The organism is Actinophytocola algeriensis (assembly GCF_014203735.1).
Taxonomy (GTDB): domain Bacteria; phylum Actinomycetota; class Actinomycetes; order Mycobacteriales; family Pseudonocardiaceae; genus Actinophytocola; species Actinophytocola algeriensis.
The window spans coordinates 1,168,027-1,194,350 of sequence record NZ_JACHJQ010000001.1 but is presented as its reverse complement, the minus strand read 5'-3'; the positions used below and the strand labels follow the sequence as shown (position 1 = coordinate 1,194,350).

Sequence of the window (26,324 nt, the reverse complement as noted above, 5' to 3'; positions counted from 1 at the left end):
CTTGCTGACACATCCGAGGAGTACGCCGCTGACATGGAGGAGGCCGGCTCGTGCACGTGGTGATCATGGGCTGCGGGCGCGTCGGCTCGTCGCTCGCCGCCGCGGTCGAGCGGCTCGGCCACACGGTCGCCGTGATCGACAAGGACGCGCAGGCGTTCCGCAGGCTGGGCATCGACTTCCACGGCCAGCAGGTCGTCGGCGGTGGGTTCGACCGGCGGGTGCTGACCGAGGCGGGCATCGAACGGGCGGGTGCGTTCGCCGCGGTGTCCAGCGGCGACAACTCGAACATCATCTCCGCGCGAGTGGCGCGCGAGACGTTCGGCGTCGAGCACGTGGTCGCCCGCATCTACGACGCCAAGCGGGCAGAGGTGTACGAGCGGCTCGGCATCCCCACGGTCGCGACCGTGCCGTGGACGACCGACCGGCTGATGCGGACGCTGCTGCCGGACGGCGTCGCGTCGGCGTGGCGCGATCCGACCGGCAAGGTCGCGGTCGTACAGCTGCCCATCCACGAGGGCTGGGTCGGGCACACGGTCGCCGAGCTGGAGGCCGCGACCGGTGCGCGGGTGTCGTTCATCATGCGGTTCGGCACCGGGGTGCTGCCTGCCCCGAAGTCCGTCGTGCAGCACGACGACCAGGTCTACGTCGCGGCGCTGTCCGGCACGGTCAGCGACGTCACGAGCGCCGCGGCGCAGCCGCCCGAGGAGGCGTCCTGATGCGGGTCGCGATTGCTGGAGCGGGTGCGGTCGGCCGGTCCATCGCCGCCGAGCTGGTGGCGAACGAGCACCAGGTGATGCTCATCGAGCGACTGGAGGGCCAGTACGAGCCGCATACCGTCGAGCAGGCCGAGTGGGTGCTCGCCGACGCCTGTGAGCTGTCCTCGCTCGAGGACGCCGGGCTGCAGCTGTGTGACGTGGTCATCGCCGCCACCGGTGACGACAAGGTCAACCTCGTGGTGTCGCTGCTCGCCAAGACCGTGTTCGCGGTCCGGCGGGTGGTCGCGCGGGTCAACGACCCGGCCAACGAGTGGCTGTTCACCGAGGCCTGGGGTGTCGACGTCGCGGTGTCCACGCCGCGCATGCTGGCGGCGATGGTCGAGGAGGCCGTGACCGTCGGTGATCTCGTGCAGCTGTTGACGCTCCGGCAGGGCCAGGCCAACCTGGTCGAGCTGACCCTGCCGGAGGACACCCCGCTCGCCGGGCGGCCCGTGCGGGACATCAAGTTGCCCCGGGACTCGGCGTTGGTGGTCATTCTGCGTGGTGGACGTGTGATCGTGCCGCAGCCCGACGATCCGCTCGAGCCCGGTGACGAGTTGCTGTTCGTGGCTTCCGCGGACGTCGAGGACGAGATCCGGCGAGCTCTGGGGTACTAGGCCCGGCATGGGCTAGGCCCGGTATGGGCCGCGACGCCCGTTGATGAAGGACCCCTTTCGTCGCGTTCACCGTGATGAAGGGGTCCTTCGTTGCGTTCACCGTAAGGAAGGGCCCCTTCGTCACAGCCACAGCGACGAAGGGCCCCTTCGTCACGCGGCCGGGCGCACGTTCGGGCGTGGACGATCTGCCGCTGCGCGGTATGCGGCCCGCAACTCGGCAGCGACAACGTCTGGTTCGGTACGCAGCCGATTGGGCAGGGTTTGGACCACCAGGATGCCCGCCGCCGCGTATCGCGCGTTGCGCTCCAGCGTCCTCGCGTAGCCTTCGCGTCCGAAGTGGTACTCGTACGAGTCGATCTCCCACGCCAGTCCTACCTCGTCGCACCAGCCGTCAGGTCGGGCGATGAGCCGGCCACCCTCGTCAAACAGGTCGACGTTCCACGACAGGTGTGGCAGACCCGTGTGCTTCCACACCCGCATCCCGTCGATCTCGGCCACGGACCGAGCACCGCGCAGCACATCGCGTAGAACCGAACGCGGCACCGCTGTGCCACGCTGGCTGCCGTGCGCGAGCTCATGTTCGAGCGCGCCCGCGGTGACCCGGCCGCGCTGCACCGCCTCCGCGAGCAACGCCCGACACGGATCGAAAGCACGGAACCGACGGCAGGCATCGAGCACCGCCCTCGGCAGCGGTGCCAGCGGGACACCGTCTCGCAGCACTCGTTCGGGAAATCGGGTCGTGCGTTCGACGATCACGTAGTCACAGCTCTTGACGTTGCGGTCGTGCGGGATGAGCACATGCACGGTTGTCTCATCGGACGCGGACCGCAGTCCGTGGCACCGGCACGCCGCTACCCCGGTGAGTAGCGCCTCGGGGCCGGCGAACAGAAGCGCCGCCTCGATGAGTTGCCTCGGCGAAGGTGGTGCGTTGCCGAGTATGAAGACTCCCGGCAATGGTCGCTGCCACAGCTCGCCGGGCTTGCACCTCCGGTAGGCCGTCTGCGGCGACACCCCGAGCCGCTCGAGTGTGGCCATCGTGATCACACCGGACCGACTGTGCCGACGCAGCTCGGTCAGATTGAAGGCTCGTTTCATACTCCCAGCGATCGGCTGCACCACCGGAGACCTGAACCAGCCCCTGCCCACCTGTGGACAACTCCCGCGCGACGAAGGACCCCTTCATCACACCCAGCTTGATGAAGGACCCCTTCATCACACCCAACGCGACAAAGGACCCCTTCATCGCTCGACACCTCAGCCCGGCAGTTCGAATCCGGGTGGGAAGGTCATCGGGCGGCCCGCGCTCATGCCGCCGTCCACCAGGATCTCCGTGCCCGTCAGATAGCTGAAGTCCGGTGTCGACAGTGAGACCACGGCTGTCGCGATCTCCTTCGCCTCGGCCATTCTCGGCAGTCCGTGCACGTTCAGCGGGCCCCACGCCAGTTTGAACTGTGCCCACGCCTCGTCCGGGATGCCGTCGGGGCGGACCAGGCGGGTGTCGGTGGTGCCCGGGTCCACGGCCAGTACGCGGATGCCCTTCGGGCCGTAGTCCAGTGCCGCCGACCGCACGATGCCCTGTACGGCTCGTTTGCTCGCCGAGTACGCCGCGTGGCCCGGACGGGTGTGGCCTGCCTGTGCCGACGCCGTGCACACGACCACGCCGCCCTCCCGCAGGTGCGGCGCCGCGTACTTGATCGTGAGGAACACGCCGCGGGTGTTGGTCAGGTGGACGTCGTCCCACTCCTCGACCGTGGTGTCGTGCAGTGGTTTGCCCAGGTGGATGCCCGCGTTGGCGAACGCGACGTCCAGCCTGCCGTACCTGCCAGCCACGCCGTCCACGAATGCCTTGACCTGTGCGGGCACCCGGACGTCGGCGCGCACGTAGCTCGCCTCGCCGCCCGCACGGCGGATCTCCCGCTCCACCTGCCTGCCCAGGTCCTCGCGCCTGCCGCAGAAGCCGACCTTCGCGCCCTCCGCCGCGAACGCCAGTGCCGTCTCCCTGCCGATGCCCGAGGTGGCCCCGGTGATCGCCACGACCTTGCCCGCGAACCGGCCCCTGCCCCGGCCGGCGGGTGCGGCACTCGCGGCTGCTGGTGCCGCCAGTGCCGCGAGACCGGCGGCCGCCGCGCCGCCCAGAACCGCACGCCTGCTGGGTTTTTCGCTCATAATCACTCCAGATTGGATAGTGCCGATTCCCGCTTTTGGATACTTGCACTATCCACCTGAGAGGAGTCTCATGCGGATCGGTGAGCTGAGCAGGCGCACGGGCGTGCCGGTGCCGACGATCAAGTACTACCTGCGTGAAGGGCTTGTCCCGCACGGCGAGCGGACCAGCCCGAACCAGGCGAGGTACGACGAGGCGCACGTGCACCGGGTCCGGCTGGTCAGGGCCCTGACCGAGGTCGGCGGCCTGTCGATCGCCGCCGCCCGCGACGTGCTCGCGCTGATGCACGAGCCGGGCCGCGGCAGGCTCGGGTCGATCGGCAAGGTCCACTTCGCCGTGCAGGCCGCGCGGCAGCCGCACACCGACGAACCGAGCGAGTCGTCGGTGGCCCGCACGAACGACCTCATCGAGCAGCGCGGCTGGCACGTGCGGCCGACGAACCCGGCCCGCGCCGCGCTCGCCGGAGTGCTCGACTACTTCACCCGCCTCGGGCAGCCGGACGTCCTCGGCCTGCTCGACGACTACGCCGACGCGGCGGAGAAGCTGGCCGTGGCCGAGATCGACACGCTCGGTGGCCGGGACGTCGACCACATGGCCGAGCACGTGGTGATGATGACCGTGCTCGGCGGCGCACTGCTGAACGCGCTGCGCGGCCTGGCCCAGGAGTCGGCCGCGTCGGCGAAGATGACCTGACCGGGCGTCAGGCGCCTTCCGGCTCCGGTTTGCCGGAGTACTTGGCGCGCAGCCGTTCCTCGATCTCGCGTTCCTCGGCCTCGGCGTCCGACTCGATCTTCTTCACGCGGTGCCCGGCGCGGGTCACGGCCCACACGGTGATCACGAGCGCGATCGCGGTGAGCGGGTAGCCCATCGCGAGGCGGGCGAAGGCCAGCCAGCCGGTCTGGTCCTCGTCGTACAGCCAGCGCTGCACGATGAACCGGGCCGCGAACACCAGCACCCAGGTCAGCGTCGCCATGTTGTAGGCGAACATGGCCTTGCGGTCCGACCGCCACGCCATGCCGTGGCCGTTCAGGAACGACCAGATCACGCCGACGAGCGGGTACCGCACGAGGATCGACACCAGGAACACGCTGCCGTACACCAGGCTCGCCCAGATGCCGAACAGGAAGAAGCCCTTGGCCGAGCCGGTGCGGTAGGCGATGAACGCGGCGATGCCGACCCCGAAGAAGCCGGAGATGGCGGGCTGCAGCGGTTCCTTGCGCACCACCCGGAGCACGGTGATGGCCGCGGCGCTGCCGAGCGAGCCCCAGATCGCGATCGTCAGCCCGAACAACGAGTTCAGCAACACGAACACGAGTACGGGGACCGACGAGTAGATCAGGCCGCTGATCCCGCCCATCTGCTCGAGGAGGGTCTGCTCTTTCTCCTCGGCGGACTCGGGCGCGGTGTCGGAGTCGGAGTCGGAGTCGGGGGTCGTGGTCTTGCCGGGTTCTGTCATGTAGCCGTCTGCAACTCGTAGTAGGGGTTGTAGAGCACCTTGTGACCGTCTCGCATGGCGATGCGGCCCTGTGCCTTGATCGTGCGGCCCGGCTCGATGCCCGGGATCCGGCGACGACCGAGCCAGACTAGTGTCACGCCCTCGGTTCCGTCGAACAGCTCCGCCTCGAGCCGCGCGACCGCGTCGCGCGGGCTCAGCTCGACGCTGCGCACGCGGCCGCACACCGTGACCTGTTCACCGGACCGGCAGTCGGCCGCCTTGCGTGCGCCGACCGCCTCGACGTTCTCCGAGAGGTCGTCGGCATCGAGCTCCTCGACGTCGCTCGTCAGCCGTTTGACCAAGCGGCGAAAGGGGCCCTTCTCGGTGCCCATGTTGATGCTCCCGTTGTTGCTGGGGCCGGCCCCGACTCCGGCCCGGACGAAGCCAGCGTAACCACCCGGACCGGGGCCTGGTGCAGGATCTGGCCCGTGAATGTTGCGGAACCGGGATCTGCCGAGGTCGCTGTGCTCCTGCCCGGCACCGGTTCGGACGACGTGTTCGTCCGGTCGGTGTTCGAGGTGCCGTTCGCCGCGGTGTGCGTCCGCGCGGTCACGCCGCGGCCGGTGCCAGGGACTTCGCTGGCGGAGGCCTGTTTCGCGGCGCTCGACGAGGCCGCGGCCGAGGGGCCCGTCATCGCGGGCGGGGTGTCGTTCGGCGCTCATCTGGCCGCCGAGTGGGCACTGGCGAACCTGGACCGGTGTGCGGGCCTCGTGCTGGCCCTGCCCGGCTGGCACGGCGACCCCGGCGACGCGCCGGGAGCGGTGTCCGCGCGGGCGTCCTCGGACCTGGTGCGGTCCCTCGGTGTCGACGGCGCGCTCGCCGTGGCCACCGACGGCGTGCCGCGGTGGCTCGCCGACGAGCTGACCCGGTCGTGGCGCGGGCACGGCGACGGACTCGCCGACTCCCTCGCCACCGCGGCGGGCCGTCCCGCGCCCGCACTCGCGGACCTGGCGAGGCTGGACGTGCCTGCCGGCATCGCGACCTGCACCGACGACCCCATCCACCCGACGGCGATCGCGGAGGAGTGGCTGGCGGCCCTGCCGAGGGCGACCATGTGCACCACCAAGCTCGACATCGTGGGCGTCGACCCGGAGGCGCTCGGCCGGGCAGCAGTGCTGGCGTGGCTCCGCGCGGGCGGGCACTAGGACTGCTGCGCCTCGATGTGCTGTGCGATCGACGGTGGCAGCTCGATCGGCAGCGGCGTGCGCACCGGCATCGGCTGCGTGCCGCGCACCACGACCGTGCCGCGGACCAGGTCGTACAGGGCGTGCGTGCTCTGGTCGGCCAGGTCCGGCGGGCCCGCGACGACACCGCGCAGCATCCAGCGCGGGCCGTCGACGCCGATGAACCGCAGCGACACCTCGCCGAGCGCCGCCACCAGCTCCTGGCCCCACTCACCCGCCGAGCTGCGGACCTTCGCGCCGTCACCGCGCAGCTGCTCGGCCAGCTCGCCGCACACCTCGCGCCACAGGCCGCCCGACTTGGGCGCCGCGTAGGCGTTCACCGTCAGCTGCCCGACCGGCGTGACCACGTGCACCGCGCGGACCGCGCGGTTCTGGTCCATCTCGACCTGCAGCTGGGCGCCGTCGGGCACCGGGAGGCGCACGGAACCGAGGTCGAGGCGGTTCAGGCCGTCGTCGGGGGCGTCGGCCTCGTCGTGGGGACCCGCGTACTCGAACAGGTCACCCTCGAACTCCGGCTCGAGGTCGTCGCCGCCGCCCTCGTCCTGCTCGTCGTACCTGTCGTCGTACTCGTCGACGTCCTCCTCGTGACGTCGGCGTCGTCCGAACAGTGCCACCGCTTTCAGCCCTCCACCGTGTTGGATCGCCTCGGTCCGCTCGGCGTTCGCGAGCCTGTACCCGGCGTCCCGCTCAGGTCAGCACCGCATGTCCGCCGGTCGACCCGTAGCCGCCTGCACCGCGCTCGGAGTCACCGAGATCGGCCACCTCACGGAACACCGCGTGCTCGACGCGCTGTACCACCAGCTGGGCGATCCGGTCCCCCCTGCGCAGCTCGACCGGCTCCCGCAGGTCGTGGTTGATCAGGCAGATCCTGATCTCGCCCCGGTAGCCGGCGTCGATCGTGCCCGGCGTGTTCACCACGCTCAGCCCGACGCGTGCGGCGAGCCCGGAACGCGGGTGCACGAACGCGGCGTGGCCCTCCGGCAGCGCGATCGCGACGCCGGTACCGACGGTCGCGCGCTCACCGGGCGCGATGACGACGTCGTCGGTCGTGACGAGGTCCGCGCCCGCATCGCCCTGGTTCGCGTACGACGGCACGGGAACACCGGGGTCGAGACGGGTGAGCAGGACCTCCACGCTGGGCACGAGCGGCGAGACTACCCTGGAGCCGTGACCGACTCACCACGCGGTGCGGCCGAGAAAGCGCCGACCACACCGCTGCACACCGAGCGGCTCTACGTCACCTGGTACTCGTGGCTCCTGCCGATGGCGGCCGCCGGTCTGATGGCGGCGACCGTGCACCTCGGGTACCCGGGGTTGCGCTCGTGGCTGCCCTACGTGCTGCTGCTGCCGCTCACCGCACTGCTGATCTGGCGGGCGGGCCGGGCGCCGGTGCGCGTCCAGGACGGTGAGCTGTACGTCGGCGAGGCCCACCTGCCGCTCGAGTTCGTCGGCGAGGTCGAGGCGTTCGACGCCAAGGACAAGCGCAAGGTGCTCGGGCCCCACCTGGACCCGCGCGCGTTCGTACTGCACCGCGGCTGGGTGGGCCCGGTGGTCCGGGTACGGGTCACCGACCCGGACGACCCCACGCCCTACTGGGTGTTCTCCACACGCCACCCGGAGAAGGTGGCTTCCTTGCTGCACGGTTAGGGGCCCGCCACCACGCGCCGGTGACAGGCCCTTCCGTTGTTCTGTTGTGCTCTGCCGTCGCCCTGCCGTACCTACGCGCTCAGGCGCAGTCGCGGCAGATCGGCTGACCGTTCATCTCCTCGGCGAGCCTGCTGCGGTGATGCACCAGGAAGCACTTGGAGCAGGTGAACTCGTCGGCCTGCTTCGGCACGACGCGGACGGTCAGGTCTTCGCCAGAGAGGCTGGACAGGTCGGCACCGGGAAGCTCGAAGCTCTCCGCGGTATCCGACTCGTCGACGTCGACGACTCCGGACTGGTTCTCGTTTCGACGTGCCTTGAGCTCCTCGAGCGAGTCCTCCGCGAGATCGTCGGCCTCGCTGCGTCGTGGCGCATCGTAATCGGTGGCCATCTTCGTGCACCCCCACTTCAGGATGTGTTCGCGCGCTGGTCAACGTTCAGGCGCCCCAATTTGTGCCCGCCAGATGAAGTGACGGAGATCTCGCACGACGCGCCGTGTTTCGGAGCCCACCCCGGGACCCGTCGGAATCGATTCGCATCACGTGTTCGACCACTGGAGCGGGCAGAGGGTAGCCCATACCCGGCGACCTATCCAGTAGGTCACCCGTTCGGGTGTGTCTTTGACCGAGTGCTGAGTCCCGGGCAACCTCTCGTCACGGTGTGCGTCTGTGTGGGTGCGACGTGCTGTCGCTCACCCCGAAGGGCTCGATCTCGACACGATACGTCGACATGGGTGGCCCTCAAGCCGCCGAACGGAGCTGAAACGCCTAGGCTGATCAGCAGCGAACAACGGGGTGGGGACCTACGAAGTTCGGCTCACGAGGAGGGCGGGGACAAGTGGCGGCGGGGAACGTCATGCGGGGACCGGGCCAGCGCTACCGGAAGCGCCGGCCCTTGCCCGCGTTGCTGCTGGTCCTGGTACTCGGGGTCGCGGCGACGGTCGTGTGGCTGAAGGTCATGAACGAGGACAACGAGGTCACCGGTGCCCAGCACTGCGACCCGCCGCCCAAGGCGACCGCACCGGCCGGTCAGCCCGTGCCCACACCGGGCAAGGCCCTCGAGAACACGGCTCTGGACCGGACAGAGCCCGCCGCGCCGTCGTCGGCGCTCGTGCGGGTGATCAACGCGAGCGGTCAGCGCGGCCAGGCCCGCCTGGTCACCGAGACACTGCGCGGGCTGGGCTTCTCACAGATCGGCGATCCGGCCAACGACGCCCTGTACGGCGAGAAGATGGCCTGCCGGGCCCAGATCCGCTTCGGCGCCCAGGGCACCGCCGCCGCACGCACGCTCAGCCTGCTGGAGCCGTGCGCGGAACTGATCCGCGACGAACGCCAGGACGCGACGGTCGACGTGGCACTGGGCGAGAAGTTCGACGACCTGCACCCCAACCGCGCGGCTCGCACGCTGCTGGAGCAGCTGAACGACTTCGCGAAGCAGAACCCGCCCACGCAGGGCGGCCTCCAGTCGGACCCCGCGCAGCCGAAACTGGACAGCACCCTCCTGGCGGCGGCCCGCAACGTGAAGTGCTAGCGGCAGGCCGAACGCCGCCACTCACCGAGTCGCGGCGTGTCACCGGCGCACGCTCCCGTCAGGGCAGCTTTTCGGTCATGCCCACTTCCTCGAGCACGTCCCGCAACCGGTCCGCGATCCCGGGAGTCGCGCAGAACGTCAGGTCCGGGCCGACGGCGTCCACCGCGTCCGGCAGGCGGACCACCGCACCGGCCTCCTCGGCGATCAGCGCGCCACCTGCCCAGTCCCAGCGCGACAGGCCGTGCTCGAAGTAGGCGTCCACCCACCCGGCGGCCACCGCGCACAGGTCCAGCGACGCCGCACCGGCACGCCGGATGTCCCGCACCTTCGGCAACAGCCGCGCCACGCCGGCCGCCTGCCGTTCGCGGCGTTCCACCCGGTACGCGAACCCCGTCGCCACCAGCGACAGGTCCAGCCGCGTGGCGTCCGACACACCCAGCCGCACGCCGTCGCACCACGAGCCGCCGCCACGCACCGCGGTCCACTCGCGGCCCGACAGGGGCTCCAGCACCACCGCCGCCACCGACACGCCGTCGACCTGCGCGGCGAGCGACACCGCGTACGACGGGTAGCCGTAGAGGTAGTTGACCGTGCCGTCGATCGGGTCGACCACCCAGCACACCTGGCCGGGTGCCCCCGCCGCGCCGCCGGTCTCCTCGCCGAACACCGGCTCGCCGGGGCGCAGCTCGGACAACCGGGCCCGGACCAGCTGCTCCACGGCCACGTCGGCGGCGGTCACGACGTCGGTCTTCGACGACTTCGTGTCGACCTCCGTGATGGCCGACGGCCGGGAGCGCTGCGCCAGCTCCGCCGCCTCCCGAGCTACCGATACGGCAACGGCGAGCAGTTCATCCAGGGCACCCACGAGACCTATCGGACCACATCCGGCTAACCTCCGGGGAAAGCGGTACTGAATCGAGTACGAAGGGACGCGCGGGGATGGCTGCAACCCTCGGCTTCGGCGTGGACATCGGTGGTTCGGGCATCAAGGGAGGCGTGGTCGATCTCGACGCGGGCAAGCTCGTCGGCGAGCGGCTGCGGATCCCCACCCCCGACCCGTCCAAGCCGGACGCCGTCGCGGACGTCGTCAAGCAGATCGTCGACGAGTTCGCCTGGACCGGCCCCCTCGGGGTGACCCTGCCCGCGGTGATCAAGCACGGCATCGCGCACACGGCCGCGAACATCGACAAGTCGTGGCTCGGCACCGACGCGCAGAGCCTGTTCGCGGAGCGGCTCAAGCGGGAGCACGGCGACGTCGTGGTCCTGAACGACGCCGACGCCGCGGGTGTCGCGGAGATTTCCTACGGCTGGCCGGACGACCAGAAGGGCGTCGTGGTGCTGCTGACGTTCGGCACCGGCATCGGCAGCGCGCTGTTCCGCGACGGCAAGCTCGTCCCGAACACCGAGTTCGGCCACCTCGAGGTCGACGGCCACGACGCGGAGACCCGCGCGGCCGCGTCGGTCAAGGAGGAGAACGACCTGTCGTGGGCCGAGTGGGCCACCCGGGTCGCCCGCTACATCCGCAGCCTCGAGGACCTCATCTGGCCGGACCTGATCATCGCCGGTGGCGGGGTCAGCAAGAAGGCCGACAAGTGGCTGCCGCTGCTCGACGTGCGCACCAAGGTCGTCGCCGCGGAGCTGCGCAACGACGCGGGCATCGTGGGCGCCGCGCGGGCCATGAAGGTCGGCCACGACGGCTAGCTCAGCCGGTGCCCCGTCCAAGCGGAGCGGGCACGGTTGTCCGCGACCCAGGATCCACGGATAACCGGCCACTCGACCTGGACGGGGCACCGGTGCACGGATCGCGTCGCGGGTCCGCACCCGCGACGCGGTGTTCGTCGTTACAATGGAACAGTGCCCGTGGCCGAGGCCCCCGGGCTTTCCCCGAACTCCGGCAGGTCAGGCATCCAAGATGTCTGGCGTTGCCCGTGATGAGCAGCGAAAGGGCGTACGTGGCAGCCGCACGAACCGCAACCCGACGCTCCACCGCTTCGGCGGGCGCGGCCAAGTCGGCCAACGCCCAGCCGGACACCGACGAGTCGACCGAGAAGCCGAGCTTGAGTACCGCGACGAAGAAGACGGCCGGCGCCGCGAAGCCGCGTGCGCCCCGCAAGACGGCGGCCAAGTCCGCCGGCCCCAAGAAGACCAAGGCCGACGCGACCAAGAAGGCCGGTGCCTCGGCCGACGGCGAGCCGGGTGACGGCGAGGAGCCCGACCTCGACTCCCCCGACCTCGAGGATCTCGAGGACGTCGAGATCGAGACCGACGTGGTCGAAGCGGCGGTCGCGGAGGACGTCGAGGAGAAGGACCCGCCCGAGAAGAGCAAGGACGGCGACTTCGTCTGGGACGAAGAGGAGTCGGAGGCGCTGCGGCAGGCCCGCAAGGACGCCGAGCTCACCGCCTCCGCCGACTCGGTCCGTGCCTACCTGAAGCAGATCGGCAAGGTGGCGCTGCTCAACGCCGAGGAGGAGGTCGAGCTCGCCAAGCGGATCGAGGCCGGCCTCTACGCGGCGGAGCGGGTGCGCAAGGCCGAGGAGGAGTCCTCGGAGAAGCTCGCCCCGCAGATGCGCCGTGACCTGCGGTGGATCGTCCGCGACGGTGAGCGCGCCAAGAACCACCTGCTCGAGGCGAACCTCCGCCTCGTGGTGTCGCTGGCCAAGCGCTACACCGGCCGTGGCATGGCGTTCCTGGACCTGATCCAGGAGGGCAACCTGGGCCTGATCCGTGCGGTCGAGAAGTTCGACTACACGAAGGGCTACAAGTTCTCCACGTACGCCACGTGGTGGATCCGCCAGGCGATCACCCGCGCCATGGCCGACCAGGCCCGCACCATCCGTATCCCGGTGCACATGGTCGAGGTCATCAACAAGCTCGGTCGTATACAGCGTGAGCTCCTCCAGGACCTGGGTCGAGAGCCAACGCCAGAAGAGCTTGCCAAGGAAATGGACATCACCCCGGAGAAGGTGCTGGAGATCCAGCAGTACGCCCGGGAGCCCATTTCGCTCGACCAGACCATCGGCGACGAGGGCGACAGCCAGCTCGGTGACTTCATCGAGGACTCCGAGGCGGTCGTCGCGGTCGACGCGGTGTCCTTCACGCTGCTGCAGGACCAGCTCCAGTCGGTGCTGGCGACGCTGTCCGAGCGCGAGGCGGGCGTGGTGCGGCTGCGGTTCGGCCTCACCGACGGCCAGCCCCGCACGCTCGACGAGATCGGCCAGGTCTACGGCGTGACGCGCGAGCGCATCCGCCAGATCGAGTCGAAGACCATGTCGAAGCTGCGTCACCCGTCGCGCTCGCAGGTGCTGCGCGACTATCTCGAGTGATGCCGCGTCGCTGACGTGCTTCAATGCATCCCCGCCGCCCACCAGGGCGGCGGGGATGCTGCTATCCGCGGAGGTATGTCGGTTGGACGCGAACGTTCCCCCGGTGCCCGACGAACGGACCGGGTTGCTCGGGTTCCTCGCCCAGCAACGGCGGGTGCTCAAGCACGCCGCCCACGGCCTCACGTTCGACGAGCTGCGCGCCACCCCGAGCGTGAGCGCGCTGACCATCGGCGGGCTGCTCAAGCACACGGCGTACACCGAACGCGGCTGGGCCGCGCGGATGACCGGCGGCCCCGACCCGACCACGTCGGCGAACTACGGGCAGGAGTTCCAGCTCACCGAGTCCGACACGCTCGAGCACCTGCTCACCGACTACGACCGCGCGGCCGCCGAGACGGAGGCCGCCGTCGCCGGGATCGACGACCTCGGCCACCCGGTCCCCGTCCCGGACGACCCGTGGTTCCCGAAGGACATCGAAGCCTGGTCCGTGCGGTGGGTGCTGCTGCACCTCATCGAGGAGACCGCCCGGCACGCGGGCCACGCGGACATCATCCGCGAGTCCCTCGACGGCGCGAGCGCCCTGGAGCTGCTGGCCGCCGCGGAGGACTGGCCTGCGTCCCCGTGGCTGGAACCGTGGCGCCGCAAGGTAACCATCTGAACCGCCTCCCGGGAGATTCGTGTGCGTCTCCCGGGCCCTCGGTTCAAGGGATGAGGACCAGACGGCCCCGCAGGCCGCCCTTCTCCAGGCGGCGGTGGGCTTCGGCCACCTCCGCCAAGGGGAGCGTGCCTGCCACCCTCGGTGTGACCGCCGGGATCAACCTCGCAAGCCGGGCGCCGTCGGCGCGGACCCACACGTTCGCCACGCGGGCGCCGCGCAGCGCGGGCGGCATGGCGCCCGCGATGACCGACGCGAACGCACCGCCGCCGCGGAGCGCGTCCAGTGCGGGCAGCCCGAGCACGGCCGCGTCCAGCACGCCGTCCACCCCACCCGGAACGGCCTGCCGCACCGACTCCGCGGGCGGCGCCGACCGCGGCACCCACACCGAGGCGCCCAGTTTCCGCACCAGCTCCTCGTCCCCGTCACCCGCGAGCGCCACCACCCGCAGTCCACGCGCCGCCGCCAGCTCCACGGCGAACCCGCCGACCGCGCCCGCCGCACCGGTCACCAGCACCGTGTGGCCTTCCTTCAGGTCCAGCAGGTCCAGGGCCTGCGCCGCCGTCAGCACGTTGAGCGGCAACGTCGCCGCCTCGACCGGGTCCAGGTCGCACCGTGCGACCGCGGTCGCGTCCAGCACCACGAACTCCGCCTGACCCGCCGACGGCACCTCGAGCCGGTCCGAGAGCCCGGCGACCCGGTCCCCCACCGCGAACCCGTCGACACCCGGCCCCACCGCGTCGACCACCCCGGCCGCGTCCCAGCCGAGGCCGACCGGCAGTGCCCCGGTCATGAGCCCGGCCCCGGCCAGCCCGCCCGCACGGGTCGCCACGTCGACCAGGTTCACCCCGGCCGCCTCGACCCGGATCCGCACCTGGCCCGTGCCCGGCGCGGGCACCGGCACCTCGGCCACCTCCAGCACCTCCGGCCCGCCGAAGGACCGGACGATCACTGCTCGCATGACACCCTCCTCGTGTTCCTGCCTGTGGCACGAACCGTAGGAGCGGTACTCTCCATTGGTAAGTAGGTACCTGGAAGTGCGTTACCGCCCCGGAGGTGTGTCATGCCGACGAAGACGGCCGCCACGCGGCGCGAGGAGGCACGCGAGGCGTACGACGCGTTCCTCGCCGCGTGCCCGACCCGCAAGCTGCTCGACCGGATCAGCGACAAGTGGGTGAGCCTCGTGCTCGTCGCGCTCGCCGATGGCCCGCGCCGGTACAACGACATCGCCCGCGCCATCGCGGGGGTGAGCCAGAAGATGCTCACGCAGACGCTGCGGTCGCTCGAACGCGACGGGCTGGTCGTCCGGACGGTCACGCCCGCGGTGCCGGTCCGCGTCGACTACGACCTCACGCCGCTGGGCCGCACCTTGCTGCCGGTGATGCGGTCGATCAAGGTCTGGGCGGAGGCGCACATCGAGGAAGTCGAGTCGGCCCGGGCGGAGTACGACTCGCAACAGGGTTGAGCGCGGCTAGAGGGGCGCTGTACCCGGCTGGCGCTCGCGCGTCCGCATCGTGAGACCCAGGACCACCGCCAGGATGCCCAGCGCCTCCGGCAAACTCGGCACCTGGCGCAGCACGAGCAGCCCGATCACCGTCGCGGTCACCGGGAGTAGCGCCAGTGGAGGGGGACGGGGAGGTGGGCGGGGCGAACGAAGCCTGCCCGGTACGCCGGAGAACGACCTGGTCGAGGACGTACGGGACCACTGTGGACAGCACCCCGACCCCGATGCCGAGCAGCAGCGGACGTGGTGGGGTCCACACCGGACCGGTGGTGACGGCCAAAGGAGACAAAAGCACCGTCGTGACCGCGAACCCCACCGCGAGACCGTCCACACCGAGACCGAGACATGCGACACGTTTACCGAGCACGATGTAGATAGCCCAGAGCATCGCTGCGCTGAGAGCGAACAGGACTCCTAGCGTGCTTCCACCCCACCGGACGTCCGCGATGAGCACGACGCCGAACACGACGAGCAACAACGCGCCGAAATCGCGCACGGAGCGTGATCCGAACGCGGCCACGAGAACCGGGCCGACGAACGCGAGAGCGACCGCCGTGCCGAGCGGCAAGCGGTGCAGCGCTTCGTGGAACGCCACGTTCATGACGGCGGTGACCACTCCGAACAGAGTCGCCAGCCAGAAGGCTTTCCCACGCCAGGCGGCACGTCCCGGCCGTCGCCCCGCCACGAGGACAACCGCGGCGCCGAGCGACCGCAGCCACGCGACACCCGCCGGACTCACCACGTCGAAGAGCCAGACGGCGACCGCCGCGCCGAGGTACATCGCCACGGCGCCGGTCACGAAGAGTGACGGCGCTGGGGTGCGCTCCGCTCATAGCACACGGCCGACACGACTCACCAGCCGATCCTGCGATGCGGAACACCGGATACGACAACCGGGTTAAATCGTGTGTCGAGTGATCTCTCATTCGGTGCGGGAACACTGACGGGGACGAAAACGTCTGAGAGAGTAGAGGCAGCGACACCGCGCCAGCAGTGGTCGCAGCCGAACACGGCACCGGGCCACCGGATGCCGGGACGGAGGGAGATTTCCATGAACACGACGCTCACCCGCCCCGACCTGACCGCTGCTGACCGCTGCGACCGCTGCGGCGCCGCCGCGCAGGTACGGGCCATTCTTCCCTCCGGCGGCGAGCTCCTCTTCTGCGGTCACCACGCCCGGAAGCACCAGGAGCGCCTGAAGGAGCTGGAAGCGGACCTGCAGCAGGGCCAGCAGCCGGCCTGATCGGGGCGCGATCCACAACCGAACAGCGACTTCCTCGAGGCGGGATCCGGACCACGGGTCCCGCCTCGGCTATACCCGGAAGTTGCGCAAGCGTGGCGTGACCGCGCCGATGAGCGTGACGATCGCCACACACGCCATGCCGCCGCTGACGAGCGCGACCGTGCCGGAGGTGGCGGCGGCCACCAGCCCGCCACGCAGGTTGCCGACCTCCGGCCCGCCCTGGCCGACGATCTGCTCCGCCGCGCTCACCCGCCCCAGCATCGCGTCCGGCGTGTTGAGCTGGATGATCGTGCTCCGTGCGACCACCGACACCGTGTCGGCGCCGCCCGCGACCACGAGGCACGCCAGCCCGAGCCACGGGTCCGGCACGAGCGCGAACGCGGCCAGTGCGACGCCCCACGCGGTCGCGCCGACCAGCATCACCACGCCCTGCCGTGCTCGCCGGGTGAACACGCCGGACAGCACCGACGCGATCACCCCGCCGACGGCGATCGCGGACAGGAAGAGCCCGAGCGTGCGCGGGTCGTTGCCGAACCGCTCCGCGTTGATCAGCGGGAACAGGCTGATCGGCATGGACAGCACGGTCGCGGCGACGTCGGTCAGCAGCGCACCACGGACCATCGGCGCGCGGACCAGGAACGCGAGCCCGTCCAGCACGCCACGCACCCCGGGCCTGCCGCCCGACGGGGTCGTCGCGGGCAGGCCGACCGCACCCCACAGCGCGGCGCAGAAGGTCACCGCGTCGACGGTGAAGCAGGCGCCGACACCCCACGTGCCCAGGATCAGCCCGCCGAGCGCGGGCCCGGCCAGCATCGCGCCCTGAAACCCGATGCGGGTCAGCGCGAGCCCGGCGGCCAGCTGTTCCGGCGCGAGCAGGCGCGGCAGGAAGGTCCGCGCCGCCGGCGCCCCGGTGGCGCTGAAGCAGCCCTGCAGCGCCACGATGCCCAGCAGTCCCAGCACCGGCAGGTGCAGGAAGAACGCCTGCAGGGCGAGCAGGACGGAGCAGAACGCCTGCCCGCTCATGGCGACCAGGTACAGCCGCCGCCGGTCGTGCCGGTCCACGAGCGAGCCGGCGAACAGGCCGAACACCATCAGCGGCAGTGCCTGCGCCATGCCGACCGCGCCGGTCCAGACCACGCTGCCGGTGGCCTCCCACACCTGGAACAGCACGGCGATGAGCGTCATCTGGCTGCCGAACCCGGACGCCGTCTGACCGAACCACAGCCGCCGGTACACGGGGACCGCGCGCAGCGGACCGAGGTCGACGAAGGCGTGCCTCAGCGCCATGTCACCGCCACGTCACCCGGCCACGTCACCGCTGCCACGCCGGGTCGTCGGCGAGCCGCGCCGCGATCCGGTCGTGGAAACTCCTGCGGGACAGGGCTTCCTCCATGTCGGCCACGACCCGGCTGAGCGGGTAGGGCAGCTCCGCCTCCAGCTCCGCGGACGCCGCCTCGGTGGCGCGCCACTCCGCGGCCAGCTTGGCGACCATCGCCGTCGCGGCCGGGGTGAGGGAGACCAGTTTGCTCCGCGCGTCCGGCCCCTGGGCGACCTCGACGAGCCCGGCGGCCTTCATGGCCGCCACCTTCTGGCTGAGCGCCGAGTGGGTCCGCTTCACGGACTCGGCCAGCTCCCGGATGGTCATCGGGCCGCGGAAGTGCAACCGCAGCAGCTCCATGACGTAGGTCGGCTTGATGTCGGTGCCGGCGTACAGGCGGGCGATGTCGTCGTCCATGCGCGCGAGCAACAGCCGCAGCGGACGCCAGAGACCCTCTTCGGTGGGATCGTTCACCCACCGAATATAACAGTACTTATATAAGCACTGTCATACCGCGTCGAGGACGGGTTCGAAGGCCAGCTCCGCCGCGCCGAGCAACGTCGAGTCGCCGCCAAGGGTCGACGCTTCGATCCGCGTGCCGCCCACCGCCCTGCTGACCAGGCTGCGGCGCCGGACCTCCTGTGCCACATCGGAAATCAGCGACGCGGGCAGTGCCGTGAACAGGTCACCCAGCACCACCAGCTCCGGCCCGAGCACGTTCACCACGTTGACCAGCCCGACGGTCAGCCACTCGGTGAACACCGCCAGCCGCTCCCGGACCTCCTCCGGCGACTCCGCCAGCGACCGCAGCTCGGCGACCACCGCCCCGCGCGGTGCACCCTCCCGCAGGCCGAGCGCCCGGCACAGCGCGGGCTCGCCGACCTCGGTCTCCCAGCAGCCCCTGCTGCCGCAGTAGCACGGCCGCCCGGCCGGGTTGACCATCATGTGGCCCAGCTCGCCGACGTACCCGGCCGTGCCGCGCAGCGCGGACCCGTCGGAGATCACCCCGCCGCCGACGCCGACGTCCGCCGACACGTACACCGCGTCCGACGAACCCCGTGCCGCGCCGCGCAGGTGCTCGGCCAGCGCACCCAGCTCCGCGTCGTTGCCGACCACGACCGGCATGTCGAACACCGACATCAGGCGATCGCCAAGCGGCACGTCGGTCCAGTGCAGGTTCGGCGCCTCGTGGACCAGCCCGTCGGAACGGCGGACCACACCCGGCACGGAGACCCCGCCCGCGACCATCGTCACGCCGATGTCGGCCGCCAGCACGATGGCCGAGTCGACCACGTGCGTGACCACTTCCTCCGGTTCCCGGGTGCGCACGCGCAGGTTCCAGCTGTTGCGCCCGAGGATCTCGCCGCCGAGCCCGACCAGCGCGATCGCGACCTGGTCGACCCGCACGTCCACGGCGAGCACCACGGCCGCGTGCGCCTGGGGCAGGACGAGGAGCGACGGGCGCCCCGCGCCACTGCGCTGGCGGGGCACCCGCTCCTCGACCACACCGGACTCGGCGAGCCCGTCCACCAGTGCCTTGATCGTGCTGCGGTTGAGCCCGAGCTCTGCCGCGAGCGACGCTCTCGTGCACGGGCCGCCGACGTGGAGCCTCCTCAACAGGACCGTACGGTTGTGCCTGCGCACCTCGTCGGGCCGGGCGCCCATGGGCGTGCCCGTTGGTGTGCTGGTCAAGCCCCTCGCTCCTGTCCGATCACCGTGATGCTACGGCAGCCCTCCGGCGGGACAGCGCGTCGACCGTGGCCGCCAGCAGCAGCACCAGACCGGTGATGATGTTGACCACCGCGGCGGGCTGGTTCAGCAGTCCGAGGCCGTTGTTCACGGTCGCGAGCACCAGACCACCGATCACGGCGTGGGCGACCTTGCCCCGGCCACCGAACAGCGAGGTGCCGCCGATGACCGCCGCCCCGACCGCGAACAGCAGCGTGTTCAGGCCACCGGCCTGCGGGTCGACCGAGCCCGCCTTGGACGAGTACACGATCGCACCGATCGCCGCCGCGGCGGACGAAACCACGAAAACGCTGGCCCGGATCTTGCTCACATTGATACCGGCGCGGCGCGCGGCCTCCGAGTTGCCGCCGACCGCGTAGATGTGCCTGCCGTAGCGGGTGCGGTTCAGCGTGAACGTCCCGATGACCAGCAGGGCCAGGATGATCGGCACCACGTACGGCACGCCCTGGATGGTCACCAGGTCCGGGTTGGGCGAGCGGTTCACCGTGAACAGGATGGTCGCGATGACCGCGATGGCGCCGACGACCGCGACCCGGCCGACCACGATCGGCGTCGGCTTGGTCACCAGGCCCTTGCGCAGGCGCGAGAAGTGCTCGCCGAGCACCACCACCGCGTAGCCGCCGCCCGCGATCAGGCACAGCAGCCAGCTGCCCAGCACCGACAGGTTGCCGTTGGCCACGTTGAACAGCACCTGGGACGTGCGGATGCCGAACACGCCACCCTGGCCGATGAACTGCAGGATCACGCCCTGCCAGGTGATGAACAGCGCCAGCGTCACCACGAACGACGGCATGCCGATCTTGGAGACCATGAAGCCGGTGATGCAGCCGATCGCCGCGCCGACGCAGACCGCGAGCAGCATCTCGAGCCACGCGTTCGGCGGGACACCGAGCAGCGCCATGGTGAACGCGACGAGCGCGAACACCGCGCCTGCCCAGATCCGCATGACGAGCGCGAGGAACGCGGCGAGCAGCATGCCGAGCTCGAACACCCAGAACACGGTCGTGCCCATGCCGCCGAGCAGGTTGCCCGCCTCGACGTAGTGCATGGCCATCACCGAGGCGCACACCCCGGACGCGGTACCGGCGGACAGGTCGATCTCACCGAGGAGCAGTACGAAGACCAGCCCCATCGCGATGATGATCTGACCGGCGCCCTGCGCGATCAGGTTCGCGGTGTTGTTCAGCGTCAGGAAGTTGTCCGACAGCGCCCAGAAGATCATCACCAGGACGGCGAGCCCCAGCAGAGCGGGCAGTGAGCCCAGCTCGCCGCCGCGCAGCCTGGCGAAGTAGTCCCTGATCGCCTCGCCGGTGGACTGTGAGGTGGTGTCGATGCCGAAGTCGGAGATCGCGTTGCCGGACGGCGGCGTCTCGGCCCTGGCAGGGGTTTCGGTCATGAGAGAGGGGTCCTCGGGTGTGAAGAGCTAGAGGGTGACTTGCTCTGGGCGGGCGAGGCCGAGGTCGCCGGAGCGACCGGCGGTGATCAGCTCGACCACCTGGCTGTGCGTGGTCTCCTTGACCGGCAGGTCGGCGACCAGGCGGCCGAGGTAGAGCGTCGAGATGCGGTCGGCGACCTCGAACACGTCGGCCATGTTGTGGCTGATCAGCACGACCCCGAGCCCCTGCTCGGCGAGACGGCGGACCAGGTCGAGGACCTGGCGGGTCTGCGCGACACCCAGTGCCGCGGTCGGCTCGTCGAGCAGCACGACCTTCGAGTCCCACAGCACGGCCTTGGCGATGGCGACGGTCTGCCGTTGCCCACCGGAGAGCGCGGCGACCGGCGTGCGGACCGACTTCACCGTGCGCACCGACAGCGAGGCGAGCGTCTCGCGCGCGGCCTTCTCCATGCTCGACTCGTCCATCAGCCACCGGGAGCCGCGCTCCCTGCCGAGGAACATGTTCTGCACGACGTCGAGGTTGTCGGCGAGCGCGAGGTCCTGGTAGACGACCTCGATGCCGAGGTTCGCCGCTTCCTTCGGGCTGTGGATGGTGACCGGCTGACCGCGGAAGCGGACCTCGCCGGAGTCCATCGGGTAGATCCCGGCCACGCACTTGACGAGCGTGGACTTGCCCGCGCCGTTGTCGCCGACGAGTGCGGTGACCTCACCGGCCCGCACCGTGAAGTCGACGTCGTGGAGCACGTGTACGGGGCCGAAGCTCTTGTTGATCCCGATCAGCTCGAGAAGGGGTTCACTCATGGGGGGTTTCCTCCTGCTCGGGCCGGCCGCCCCCAGTGGCTTGGGGATGCGGCCGGCCCGGGCTGAAACAGGGTCAGGAGATGCCGAGCTCCGTGCAGGCGGCCTGTGTCTCGCCGGTGCACACCTCTTCGGCCTTGACGTAGCCCTCGTCGATGACGCGCTTGACGTCGGCCTTGGTGATCATGAACGGCTCGAGCAGGACGGACTTGACCTTGCGCTTGCCGGTCGGGTCGTCGCTCTCGTCGGTCGCGATCTTGTCCGCGGCGGCCTTGTCACCCTTCGCGAGCGCGGCGGCCAGCTTGGCGGTGGCCTCCGCCTCTTCCTTGATCGGCTTGAAGACGGTCATGTACTGGTCACCGGACAGGATGGCCTTGAGGCCGTCCGCGGTGGCGTCCTGGCCGGTCACGGGGACCTTGCCGTTCAGCTGGTACTTCTTCAGGATGGTGATCACCGCGCCCGCGAGGCCGTCGTTCGCGGCGACCACGCCGTCGACCTTGCTGCCGTTGCTGGTGAAGATCTGCTCGAAGGTGGTACCGCCGACCTGGTTGTCCCAGTTGTCGATCGGCTGCGAGCGGACCAGCTTGAGCTTGCCCGAGTCGTACAGCGGCTTGAGGATGTTCTGCTGGCCGTTGTAGAAGAGGGTCGCGTTGTTGTCCGTCGGCGCGCCCTCGATCTCGATGACCTGCGCGCCGTCCGGCTTGTCCTTGAGCGCGTCGGCCATGCCCTGCCCCTGCAGCTCGCCGACCTTCACGTTGTCGAACGACACGTAGTAGTCGGAGCTGCCGCCGAGGTTCAGGCGGTCGTAGTCGATGGTCGGGATGCCCTGAGCGTTGGCCTTCTGCGCGACGGTGCCGCCCAGTTCGCTGTTGATCGAGGCGATGATCAGGACCTTGACGCCGTCGTTGATCATGCCGTCGGCCAGCGTGGCGAACTTCTGCACGTCACCCTGGGCGTTCTCGATGTGGGGGTCGAGCCCTTCGGCCCGCAGCGCCGCCTCGAGCATGGGCTTGTCGAAGCCCTCCCACCGCGCCGACGACGCGGTCTCGGGCAGGATGACGCCGACCGGGACACCTTCGCCCGTCGAGGAGCTGCCGGAATCCTGGTCGTCGTTGCTCTGGGGTGACTCCTGGTTGGCACCACACGCCGACACGGCAAGGGTCAGACCCAGCCCCGCGGCGAGGAGAGCAAGCCTTCTACTGCGCATTCATCGGTCCCTTCACGGTCGGTCTGGTGGGCGTCGCGCCAACCCCAGCCGAAATGTTGCGGTGCACAACATATGCCTGCGAGGCTTGTGAGGGAAGCCACGAGAGGCCCTCTCAAGACACAGTTTGGCAACGAACCGGTCATCCGCCGGTCATCGACCTGGAGAGTGGCGCAGGCATGCGCACCGGGCACGAAGCGTAGCCGCGCGCGCCCCCGCGCGCGAGGGCCGTTTGGTACCACGCAAGGGTTTCACCGGATCAGGGCATGTATTGGCAAGTTGATCACCACAGGTACACGATTACCGAAAGTATCGGACCTCGAATGCACTGAAGGTGCCCCGGGGACGTCGACCGTCGCCAAGGGCACCTTCAGGGCATGGTCACCAGGAACGCAGGGTTGCGATTCGCTCCTCGAGCTGCTCCATGGTCGCCATCGCCGTCGGCGGGCCCGCGCACACGCGCCGCAGCTCGCTGTGGATCATGCTGTGCGGCTTGCCGGTGCGGTGGTGGTACATCGCGACGAGCGTGTTCAGCTCCTTGCGCAGCCCGGTCAGCCGCTCGGCCACCGACTGTGACCGGGCCTGCGGCGCCGCGGCCGGTTCGGCGTTCGCCGCCTGCCTGGACCGCTGCTCGACCTGCTTGGCCTGGCGCTGGCGCAGCAGCGCCCGCACCTGCTCCGGCTCCAGCAACCCGGGCAGGCCGAGGTACTCCTGCTCCTCGTCGGAGCCCGCGAACGCGGCGGTGCCGAACGAGCTGCCGTCGTAGATCACCTGGTCCAGCTCGGCGGACGCGGACAGCGAGGTGAACGCCTTCTCCTCCTCGCCCGGCTCGTCCTTCTGCCGGTTGGCGTCCGCGAGCAGCTCGTCGTCCCAGCCGTCCTTCTCGCGGTGCGGCTTGCCGAGGATGTGGTCGCGCTGCGCCTCCAGCTGGCTCGCCAGCTCGAGCAGCACCGGCACGCTCGGCAGGAACACGCTCGCCGTCTCCCCCGGCCGCCGCGCACGCACGAACCGGCCGACGGCCTGCGCGAAGAACAGCGGGGTGGACGCGCTGGTCGCGTACACGCCGACGGCCAGCCGGGGCACGTCGACGCCCTCGGACACCATCCGCACCGCGACCAGCCACCGGTCGTCGGAGTCGGAGAACTCGGCGATCCGGCTGGACGCCTTCGGGTCGTCGGAGAGCACCACGACCGGCTCCCTGCCGGTCAGGTCGGTGAGGATCTTCGCGTACGCCTTCGCCGAGATGTGGTCGGAGGCGATCACCAGGCCGCCCGCGTCCGGCACGCTCTGCCGCAGCTGCGCGAGCCGCAGGTCGGCGGCCTGCAGCACCGCGGGGATCCACTCGCCCTCCGGGTCGAGCGCGGTCCGCCACGCCCGCGCGGTCTGCTCATTCGTCATCGGCTCGCCGAGGCGGGCCGTGAACTCCTCGCCCGCGCTGGTCCGCCAGCTCGCCTCACCCGAGTACGCCAGGAAGATCACCGGCCGGACCACGCCGTCGGCCAGCGCGTCCGAGTACCCGTAGGTGTGGTCGGACTTGCTGCGCATGAACCCGCCCGCGTCCGGTTCGTAGGTCACGAACGGGATCGGCGAGTCGTCGCTGCGGAACGGCGTACCGGTCAGCGCCACCCTGCGCACGGCCGGCGTGAACGCCTCCCGGATGCCGTCACCCCACGACTTGGCGTCGCCGCCGTGGTGGATCTCGTCGAGGATCACCAGCGTCTTGCGCTGCTCGGTGCGCACCCTGTGCAGCATCGGGTGCGCGGCGACCTGCGCGTACGTCACCGCGACACCCTGGTAGTCGCTCGCCGTGGCACCCGCCGAGTTCCGGAAGTTCGGATCGATGGAGATGCCTGCGGCCGCCGCGGCACCAGCCCACTGGTACTTGAGGTGTTCGGTCGGCGTCACGATCGTGATCCGCTCGACCACCCGGTCCGCGAGCAGCTCCGCGGCAAGCCGCAGCCCGAACACCGTCTTGCCGGCACCTGGCGTCGCGACCGCCAGGAAGTCCTGTGGCTTGGTCGTCAGGTACTTGGTGATGGCCCGCCGCTGCCACGCCCGCAGCGGTCGGGAGCCCCCCGGCCGGACCGCTTGTTCCGTCCCCTGCACCGATGTCATTCGTCCGGCAACTCCTCCCCTGGACGCACTCCTGGCACAACGAAGCCCTCAGCGGGCGTCGTTGAGGGCTTCGATGACTCTACCTCCGGCACCGGAGCGGGGTGCGGCGCGACTCGACTCCGGGGCGACACGCAGGTCACGATCTCGGGGACTGTCGCGCCAACCGCAAGCCGATGGACCATGCTTGTCCATGAGATGAGTCCCCAGCCACCACACCCCACACCCGACGCGACGCAGGCGACCAGCGCCCCGCCACGTCGCGGACCGCTCCTGCTGCTCAAGCGGACGTGGGCCAAGGCGTGGGGTGGCAACCTGTTCTCCGAGGCGGCCGAGGCCGCGTTCTGGCAGGTCCTCTCCCTGCCGCCCCTGCTGCTCGGCCTGCTCGGCAGCCTCGGGTACGTCGCCCAGTGGTTCGGCCGGGACGTGATCGACTCGGTCCACGACTCGATCATCGAATGGTCCCACACCGCCTTCAGCAACAACGTCGTCGACGACATCATCCAGCCGACGGTCGAGGACATCCTGCGCCACGGCCGTGGCGAGATCCTCACCCTCGGGTTCCTGCTGTCCCTGTGGGCGGGCTCGTCGGCCATGTCGTCGTTCGTCGACGCCATCACGGTCGCGCACGATCAGTACGGGGTGCGCAACGAGGTGTGGCAACGGATCTTCGCGTTGCTGCTGTACCTGGCCGCGCTGGTGCTGCTGGTGATCGGGCTGCCGATCGTCGCGCTCGGGCCCGACCTGCTGCCGAAGCTGTTCCCGGGCGCCTGGCGCGGGGAGATCTCGTACTGGGTCGAGATCTTCTACTACCCGGCGCTCGGGATCATGCTGGTGCTGGCGCTCGCCACCCTGTACAAACTCGCCCTGCCCCGGAAACTGCCGTGGCACCGCGGGCTGCCCGGGGCGATGCTCGCCATGGTCGTGTTCCTGCTGACCAGCATCGGACTGCGGCTCTACATCTCGTGGATCACGACCACCGGGTACACGTACGGGGCCCTGGCCACACCGATCGCGTTCCTGCTGTTCGCGTTCTTCATCGGGCTCGCGATCGTCACCGGGGCCTACTTCAACGCCGCCATCCAGGAGATGTGGCCCGCGCGGATGACCCGGCGGCAACGGCGGCGGTGGCGGCGGCTGGAGATGAACCGGGTCGCTGCCGCGGAGCCTGCCAGTCCCAACGGCAAGGTCGAGGCCGAGCAGCCTGCTTCCGCTCCTCAGCAACAGGACGGCTGACCTGCGGTCCCGTGCGTCGGCCAACCCCCTCGGCTCAGTCGTCGCCGCCCGGGGGGAGGTTGTTGAAGATCTTCTGGCATTCCGGGCACACCGGGGAACCGGGCTTGGGTGAGCGGGTCACGGGGAAGACCTCGCCGCACAGGGCGACCACCATGGAGCCGGTCACCGCGCTCTCGGCGATCTTGTCCTTGCGGACGTAGTGGAACATCTTCGGGGTGTCATCACCCGTCGTGTCCTGGGTGTCGACTTCTGGCAACGTCTGCGTACTCACGGTGCCATGATGCCCGACAGGGTCCATGACTCGCTCCGCAAGCTCCGCACAGCGCCCACGATTTGCTCCGCAAGCTCCACGCAGCGCCCATGACTCGCTCCGCAAGCTCCGCGAAATGACGCCACG

Annotated in this window: 29 protein-coding genes and 1 pseudogene; 12 read left to right on the top strand and 18 right to left on the bottom strand. The window is 70.2% G+C overall.

The genetic code is table 11. The annotated features are described in order from the left end of the window. Positions 1-50 precede the first annotated feature (50 nt). A complete protein-coding gene (locus FHR82_RS05690; protein WP_184809116.1) occupies positions 51-716 on the top strand; it encodes a potassium channel family protein in 666 nt (221 codons plus the stop codon). Next, complete coding sequence (locus FHR82_RS05685) at positions 716-1,372, top strand: potassium channel family protein (RefSeq protein ID WP_184809115.1); 657 nt, start codon at positions 716-718, stop codon at positions 1,370-1,372. The genes FHR82_RS05690 and FHR82_RS05685 overlap by 1 nt, the downstream gene beginning before the upstream one ends. A 150-nt stretch (positions 1,373-1,522) precedes the next feature. Here FHR82_RS05685 and FHR82_RS05680 read toward each other — a convergent pair whose 3' ends face one another. After that, positions 1,523-2,467 (bottom strand): hypothetical protein, encoded by a 945-nt coding sequence (locus FHR82_RS05680; protein ID WP_184809114.1) that lies wholly within the window; start codon positions 2,465-2,467, stop codon positions 1,523-1,525. A gap of 159 nt (positions 2,468-2,626) precedes the next feature. Then, positions 2,627-3,538, bottom strand: coding sequence for an SDR family NAD(P)-dependent oxidoreductase (locus FHR82_RS05675; protein WP_184809113.1), 912 nt, complete (start codon positions 3,536-3,538; stop codon positions 2,627-2,629). A 70-nt stretch (positions 3,539-3,608) separates the two neighbouring features. On the opposite strand from FHR82_RS05675, the gene FHR82_RS05670 reads away from it, so the two are divergent. Further along, the gene (locus FHR82_RS05670) at positions 3,609-4,229 is read left to right on the top strand and encodes a MerR family transcriptional regulator (RefSeq protein WP_184809112.1); all 621 of its coding nucleotides are present in this window, start codon (positions 3,609-3,611) and stop codon (positions 4,227-4,229) included. A gap of 7 nt (positions 4,230-4,236) precedes the next feature. Here the strand turns inward: FHR82_RS05670 and FHR82_RS05665 are convergent, their stop codons facing one another. After that, a complete protein-coding gene (locus FHR82_RS05665) occupies positions 4,237-4,992 on the bottom strand; it encodes a DUF3159 domain-containing protein (protein ID WP_184809111.1) in 756 nt (251 codons plus the stop codon). Continuing rightward, positions 4,989-5,363 carry an OB-fold nucleic acid binding domain-containing protein gene (locus FHR82_RS05660; protein ID WP_184809110.1) on the bottom strand — a complete coding sequence of 125 codons (375 nt, stop codon included), beginning with the start codon at positions 5,361-5,363 and terminating at the stop codon, positions 4,989-4,991. The genes FHR82_RS05665 and FHR82_RS05660 overlap by 4 nt, the downstream gene beginning before the upstream one ends. 96 nt (positions 5,364-5,459) lie before the next feature. On the opposite strand from FHR82_RS05660, the gene FHR82_RS05655 reads away from it, so the two are divergent. Further along, entirely contained in the window at positions 5,460-6,176 is a 717-nt protein-coding gene (locus FHR82_RS05655) for an alpha/beta fold hydrolase (RefSeq protein WP_311770891.1), read from the top strand. Here FHR82_RS05655 and FHR82_RS05650 read toward each other — a convergent pair. Both FHR82_RS05650 and dut read right to left on the bottom strand, forming a co-directional pair. Next, on the bottom strand, positions 6,173-6,829 hold the full coding sequence (locus FHR82_RS05650) for a DUF3710 domain-containing protein (protein WP_184809109.1): 657 nt from the start codon (positions 6,827-6,829) through the stop codon (positions 6,173-6,175). The genes FHR82_RS05655 and FHR82_RS05650 overlap by 4 nt on opposite strands. A gap of 73 nt (positions 6,830-6,902) precedes the next feature. Next, on the bottom strand, positions 6,903-7,358 hold the full coding sequence (gene dut, locus FHR82_RS05645; protein ID WP_184809108.1) for a dUTP diphosphatase: 456 nt from the start codon (positions 7,356-7,358) through the stop codon (positions 6,903-6,905). Between the two features lie 24 nt (positions 7,359-7,382). Between dut and FHR82_RS05640 the strand changes: the two genes are divergently transcribed. Further along, complete coding sequence (locus FHR82_RS05640; protein WP_311770890.1) at positions 7,383-7,862, top strand: DUF3093 domain-containing protein; 480 nt, start codon at positions 7,383-7,385, stop codon at positions 7,860-7,862. Positions 7,863-7,941: 79 nt separating this feature from the next. On the opposite strand, the gene FHR82_RS05635 is transcribed toward FHR82_RS05640, so the two are convergent. After that, positions 7,942-8,250 carry a DUF4193 domain-containing protein gene (locus tag FHR82_RS05635; RefSeq protein ID WP_184809107.1) on the bottom strand — a complete coding sequence of 103 codons (309 nt, stop codon included), beginning with the start codon at positions 8,248-8,250 and terminating at the stop codon, positions 7,942-7,944. A gap of 446 nt (positions 8,251-8,696) precedes the next feature. On the opposite strand from FHR82_RS05635, the gene cei reads away from it, so the two are divergent. Continuing rightward, a complete protein-coding gene (gene cei / locus FHR82_RS05630) occupies positions 8,697-9,389 on the top strand; it encodes an envelope integrity protein Cei (RefSeq protein WP_311770889.1) in 693 nt (230 codons plus the stop codon). A 58-nt stretch (positions 9,390-9,447) separates the two neighbouring features. Here cei and FHR82_RS05625 read toward each other — a convergent pair whose 3' ends face one another. Further along, on the bottom strand, positions 9,448-10,254 hold the full coding sequence (locus FHR82_RS05625; RefSeq protein ID WP_311770888.1) for an inositol monophosphatase family protein: 807 nt from the start codon (positions 10,252-10,254) through the stop codon (positions 9,448-9,450). 74 nt (positions 10,255-10,328) lie between these two features. Between FHR82_RS05625 and ppgK the strand changes: the two genes are divergently transcribed. The 3 genes from ppgK to FHR82_RS05610 all read left to right on the top strand — a co-directional run bounded on the left by ppgK (position 10,329) and on the right by FHR82_RS05610 (position 13,370). Further along, positions 10,329-11,090, top strand: a complete 762-nt coding sequence (gene ppgK / locus FHR82_RS05620) for a polyphosphate--glucose phosphotransferase (protein WP_184809106.1) — start codon at positions 10,329-10,331, stop codon at positions 11,088-11,090. 251 nt (positions 11,091-11,341) lie between these two features. Further along, entirely contained in the window at positions 11,342-12,712 is a 1,371-nt protein-coding gene (locus tag FHR82_RS05615; RefSeq protein ID WP_311770887.1) for an RNA polymerase sigma factor, read from the top strand. Between the two features lie 82 nt (positions 12,713-12,794). Further along, the gene (locus FHR82_RS05610) at positions 12,795-13,370 is read left to right on the top strand and encodes a DinB family protein (protein ID WP_184809104.1); all 576 of its coding nucleotides are present in this window, start codon (positions 12,795-12,797) and stop codon (positions 13,368-13,370) included. Positions 13,371-13,413: 43 nt separating this feature from the next. Here the strand turns inward: FHR82_RS05610 and FHR82_RS05605 are convergent, their stop codons facing one another. Next, the gene (locus FHR82_RS05605; RefSeq protein ID WP_184809103.1) at positions 13,414-14,328 is read right to left on the bottom strand and encodes an NADP-dependent oxidoreductase; all 915 of its coding nucleotides are present in this window, start codon (positions 14,326-14,328) and stop codon (positions 13,414-13,416) included. Positions 14,329-14,430: 102 nt separating this feature from the next. Between FHR82_RS05605 and FHR82_RS05600 the strand changes: the two genes are divergently transcribed. Then, positions 14,431-14,832 carry a winged helix-turn-helix transcriptional regulator gene (locus tag FHR82_RS05600; RefSeq protein ID WP_184809102.1) on the top strand — a complete coding sequence of 134 codons (402 nt, stop codon included), beginning with the start codon at positions 14,431-14,433 and terminating at the stop codon, positions 14,830-14,832. A gap of 6 nt (positions 14,833-14,838) precedes the next feature. On the opposite strand, the pseudogene FHR82_RS05595 reads toward FHR82_RS05600, so the two are convergent. Then, positions 14,839-15,652: pseudogene (locus tag FHR82_RS05595) on the bottom strand (EamA family transporter). 270 nt (positions 15,653-15,922) lie between these two features. Between FHR82_RS05595 and FHR82_RS05590 the strand changes: the two are divergent. Further along, on the top strand, positions 15,923-16,114 hold the full coding sequence (locus tag FHR82_RS05590; RefSeq protein ID WP_184809101.1) for a DUF7455 domain-containing protein: 192 nt from the start codon (positions 15,923-15,925) through the stop codon (positions 16,112-16,114). Between the two features lie 69 nt (positions 16,115-16,183). Here FHR82_RS05590 and FHR82_RS05585 read toward each other — a convergent pair whose 3' ends face one another. From FHR82_RS05585 to FHR82_RS05555, 7 genes are all read right to left on the bottom strand, one after another. Further along, positions 16,184-17,401: an MFS transporter gene (locus FHR82_RS05585; RefSeq protein ID WP_184809100.1), complete on the bottom strand. Its 1,218-nt coding sequence runs from the start codon at positions 17,399-17,401 to the stop codon at positions 16,184-16,186. 25 nt (positions 17,402-17,426) lie between these two features. Then, positions 17,427-17,906 (bottom strand): MarR family winged helix-turn-helix transcriptional regulator, encoded by a 480-nt coding sequence (locus tag FHR82_RS05580; RefSeq protein ID WP_311770886.1) that lies wholly within the window; start codon positions 17,904-17,906, stop codon positions 17,427-17,429. Positions 17,907-17,939: 33 nt separating this feature from the next. Next, positions 17,940-19,097 (bottom strand): ROK family protein, encoded by a 1,158-nt coding sequence (locus tag FHR82_RS05575; RefSeq protein WP_184809328.1) that lies wholly within the window; start codon positions 19,095-19,097, stop codon positions 17,940-17,942. Between the two features lie 46 nt (positions 19,098-19,143). Beyond that, positions 19,144-20,577, bottom strand: coding sequence for a sugar ABC transporter permease (locus tag FHR82_RS05570; protein ID WP_184809099.1), 1,434 nt, complete (start codon positions 20,575-20,577; stop codon positions 19,144-19,146). 27 nt (positions 20,578-20,604) lie between these two features. After that, positions 20,605-21,378: an ATP-binding cassette domain-containing protein gene (locus FHR82_RS05565; protein ID WP_184809098.1), complete on the bottom strand. Its 774-nt coding sequence runs from the start codon at positions 21,376-21,378 to the stop codon at positions 20,605-20,607. A 73-nt stretch (positions 21,379-21,451) separates the two neighbouring features. After that, on the bottom strand, positions 21,452-22,582 hold the full coding sequence (locus FHR82_RS05560; RefSeq protein WP_184809097.1) for a sugar ABC transporter substrate-binding protein: 1,131 nt from the start codon (positions 22,580-22,582) through the stop codon (positions 21,452-21,454). A 378-nt stretch (positions 22,583-22,960) separates the two neighbouring features. Further along, positions 22,961-24,694: a DEAD/DEAH box helicase gene (locus FHR82_RS05555; RefSeq protein ID WP_184809096.1), complete on the bottom strand. Its 1,734-nt coding sequence runs from the start codon at positions 24,692-24,694 to the stop codon at positions 22,961-22,963. 195 nt (positions 24,695-24,889) lie between these two features. On the opposite strand from FHR82_RS05555, the gene FHR82_RS05550 reads away from it, so the two are divergent. Then, entirely contained in the window at positions 24,890-25,927 is a 1,038-nt protein-coding gene (locus FHR82_RS05550; protein WP_184809095.1) for a YihY/virulence factor BrkB family protein, read from the top strand. A gap of 34 nt (positions 25,928-25,961) precedes the next feature. Here FHR82_RS05550 and FHR82_RS05545 read toward each other — a convergent pair whose 3' ends face one another. Then, positions 25,962-26,198 (bottom strand): DUF3039 domain-containing protein, encoded by a 237-nt coding sequence (locus FHR82_RS05545; protein ID WP_184809094.1) that lies wholly within the window; start codon positions 26,196-26,198, stop codon positions 25,962-25,964. Positions 26,199-26,324: the final 126 nt, after the last annotated feature.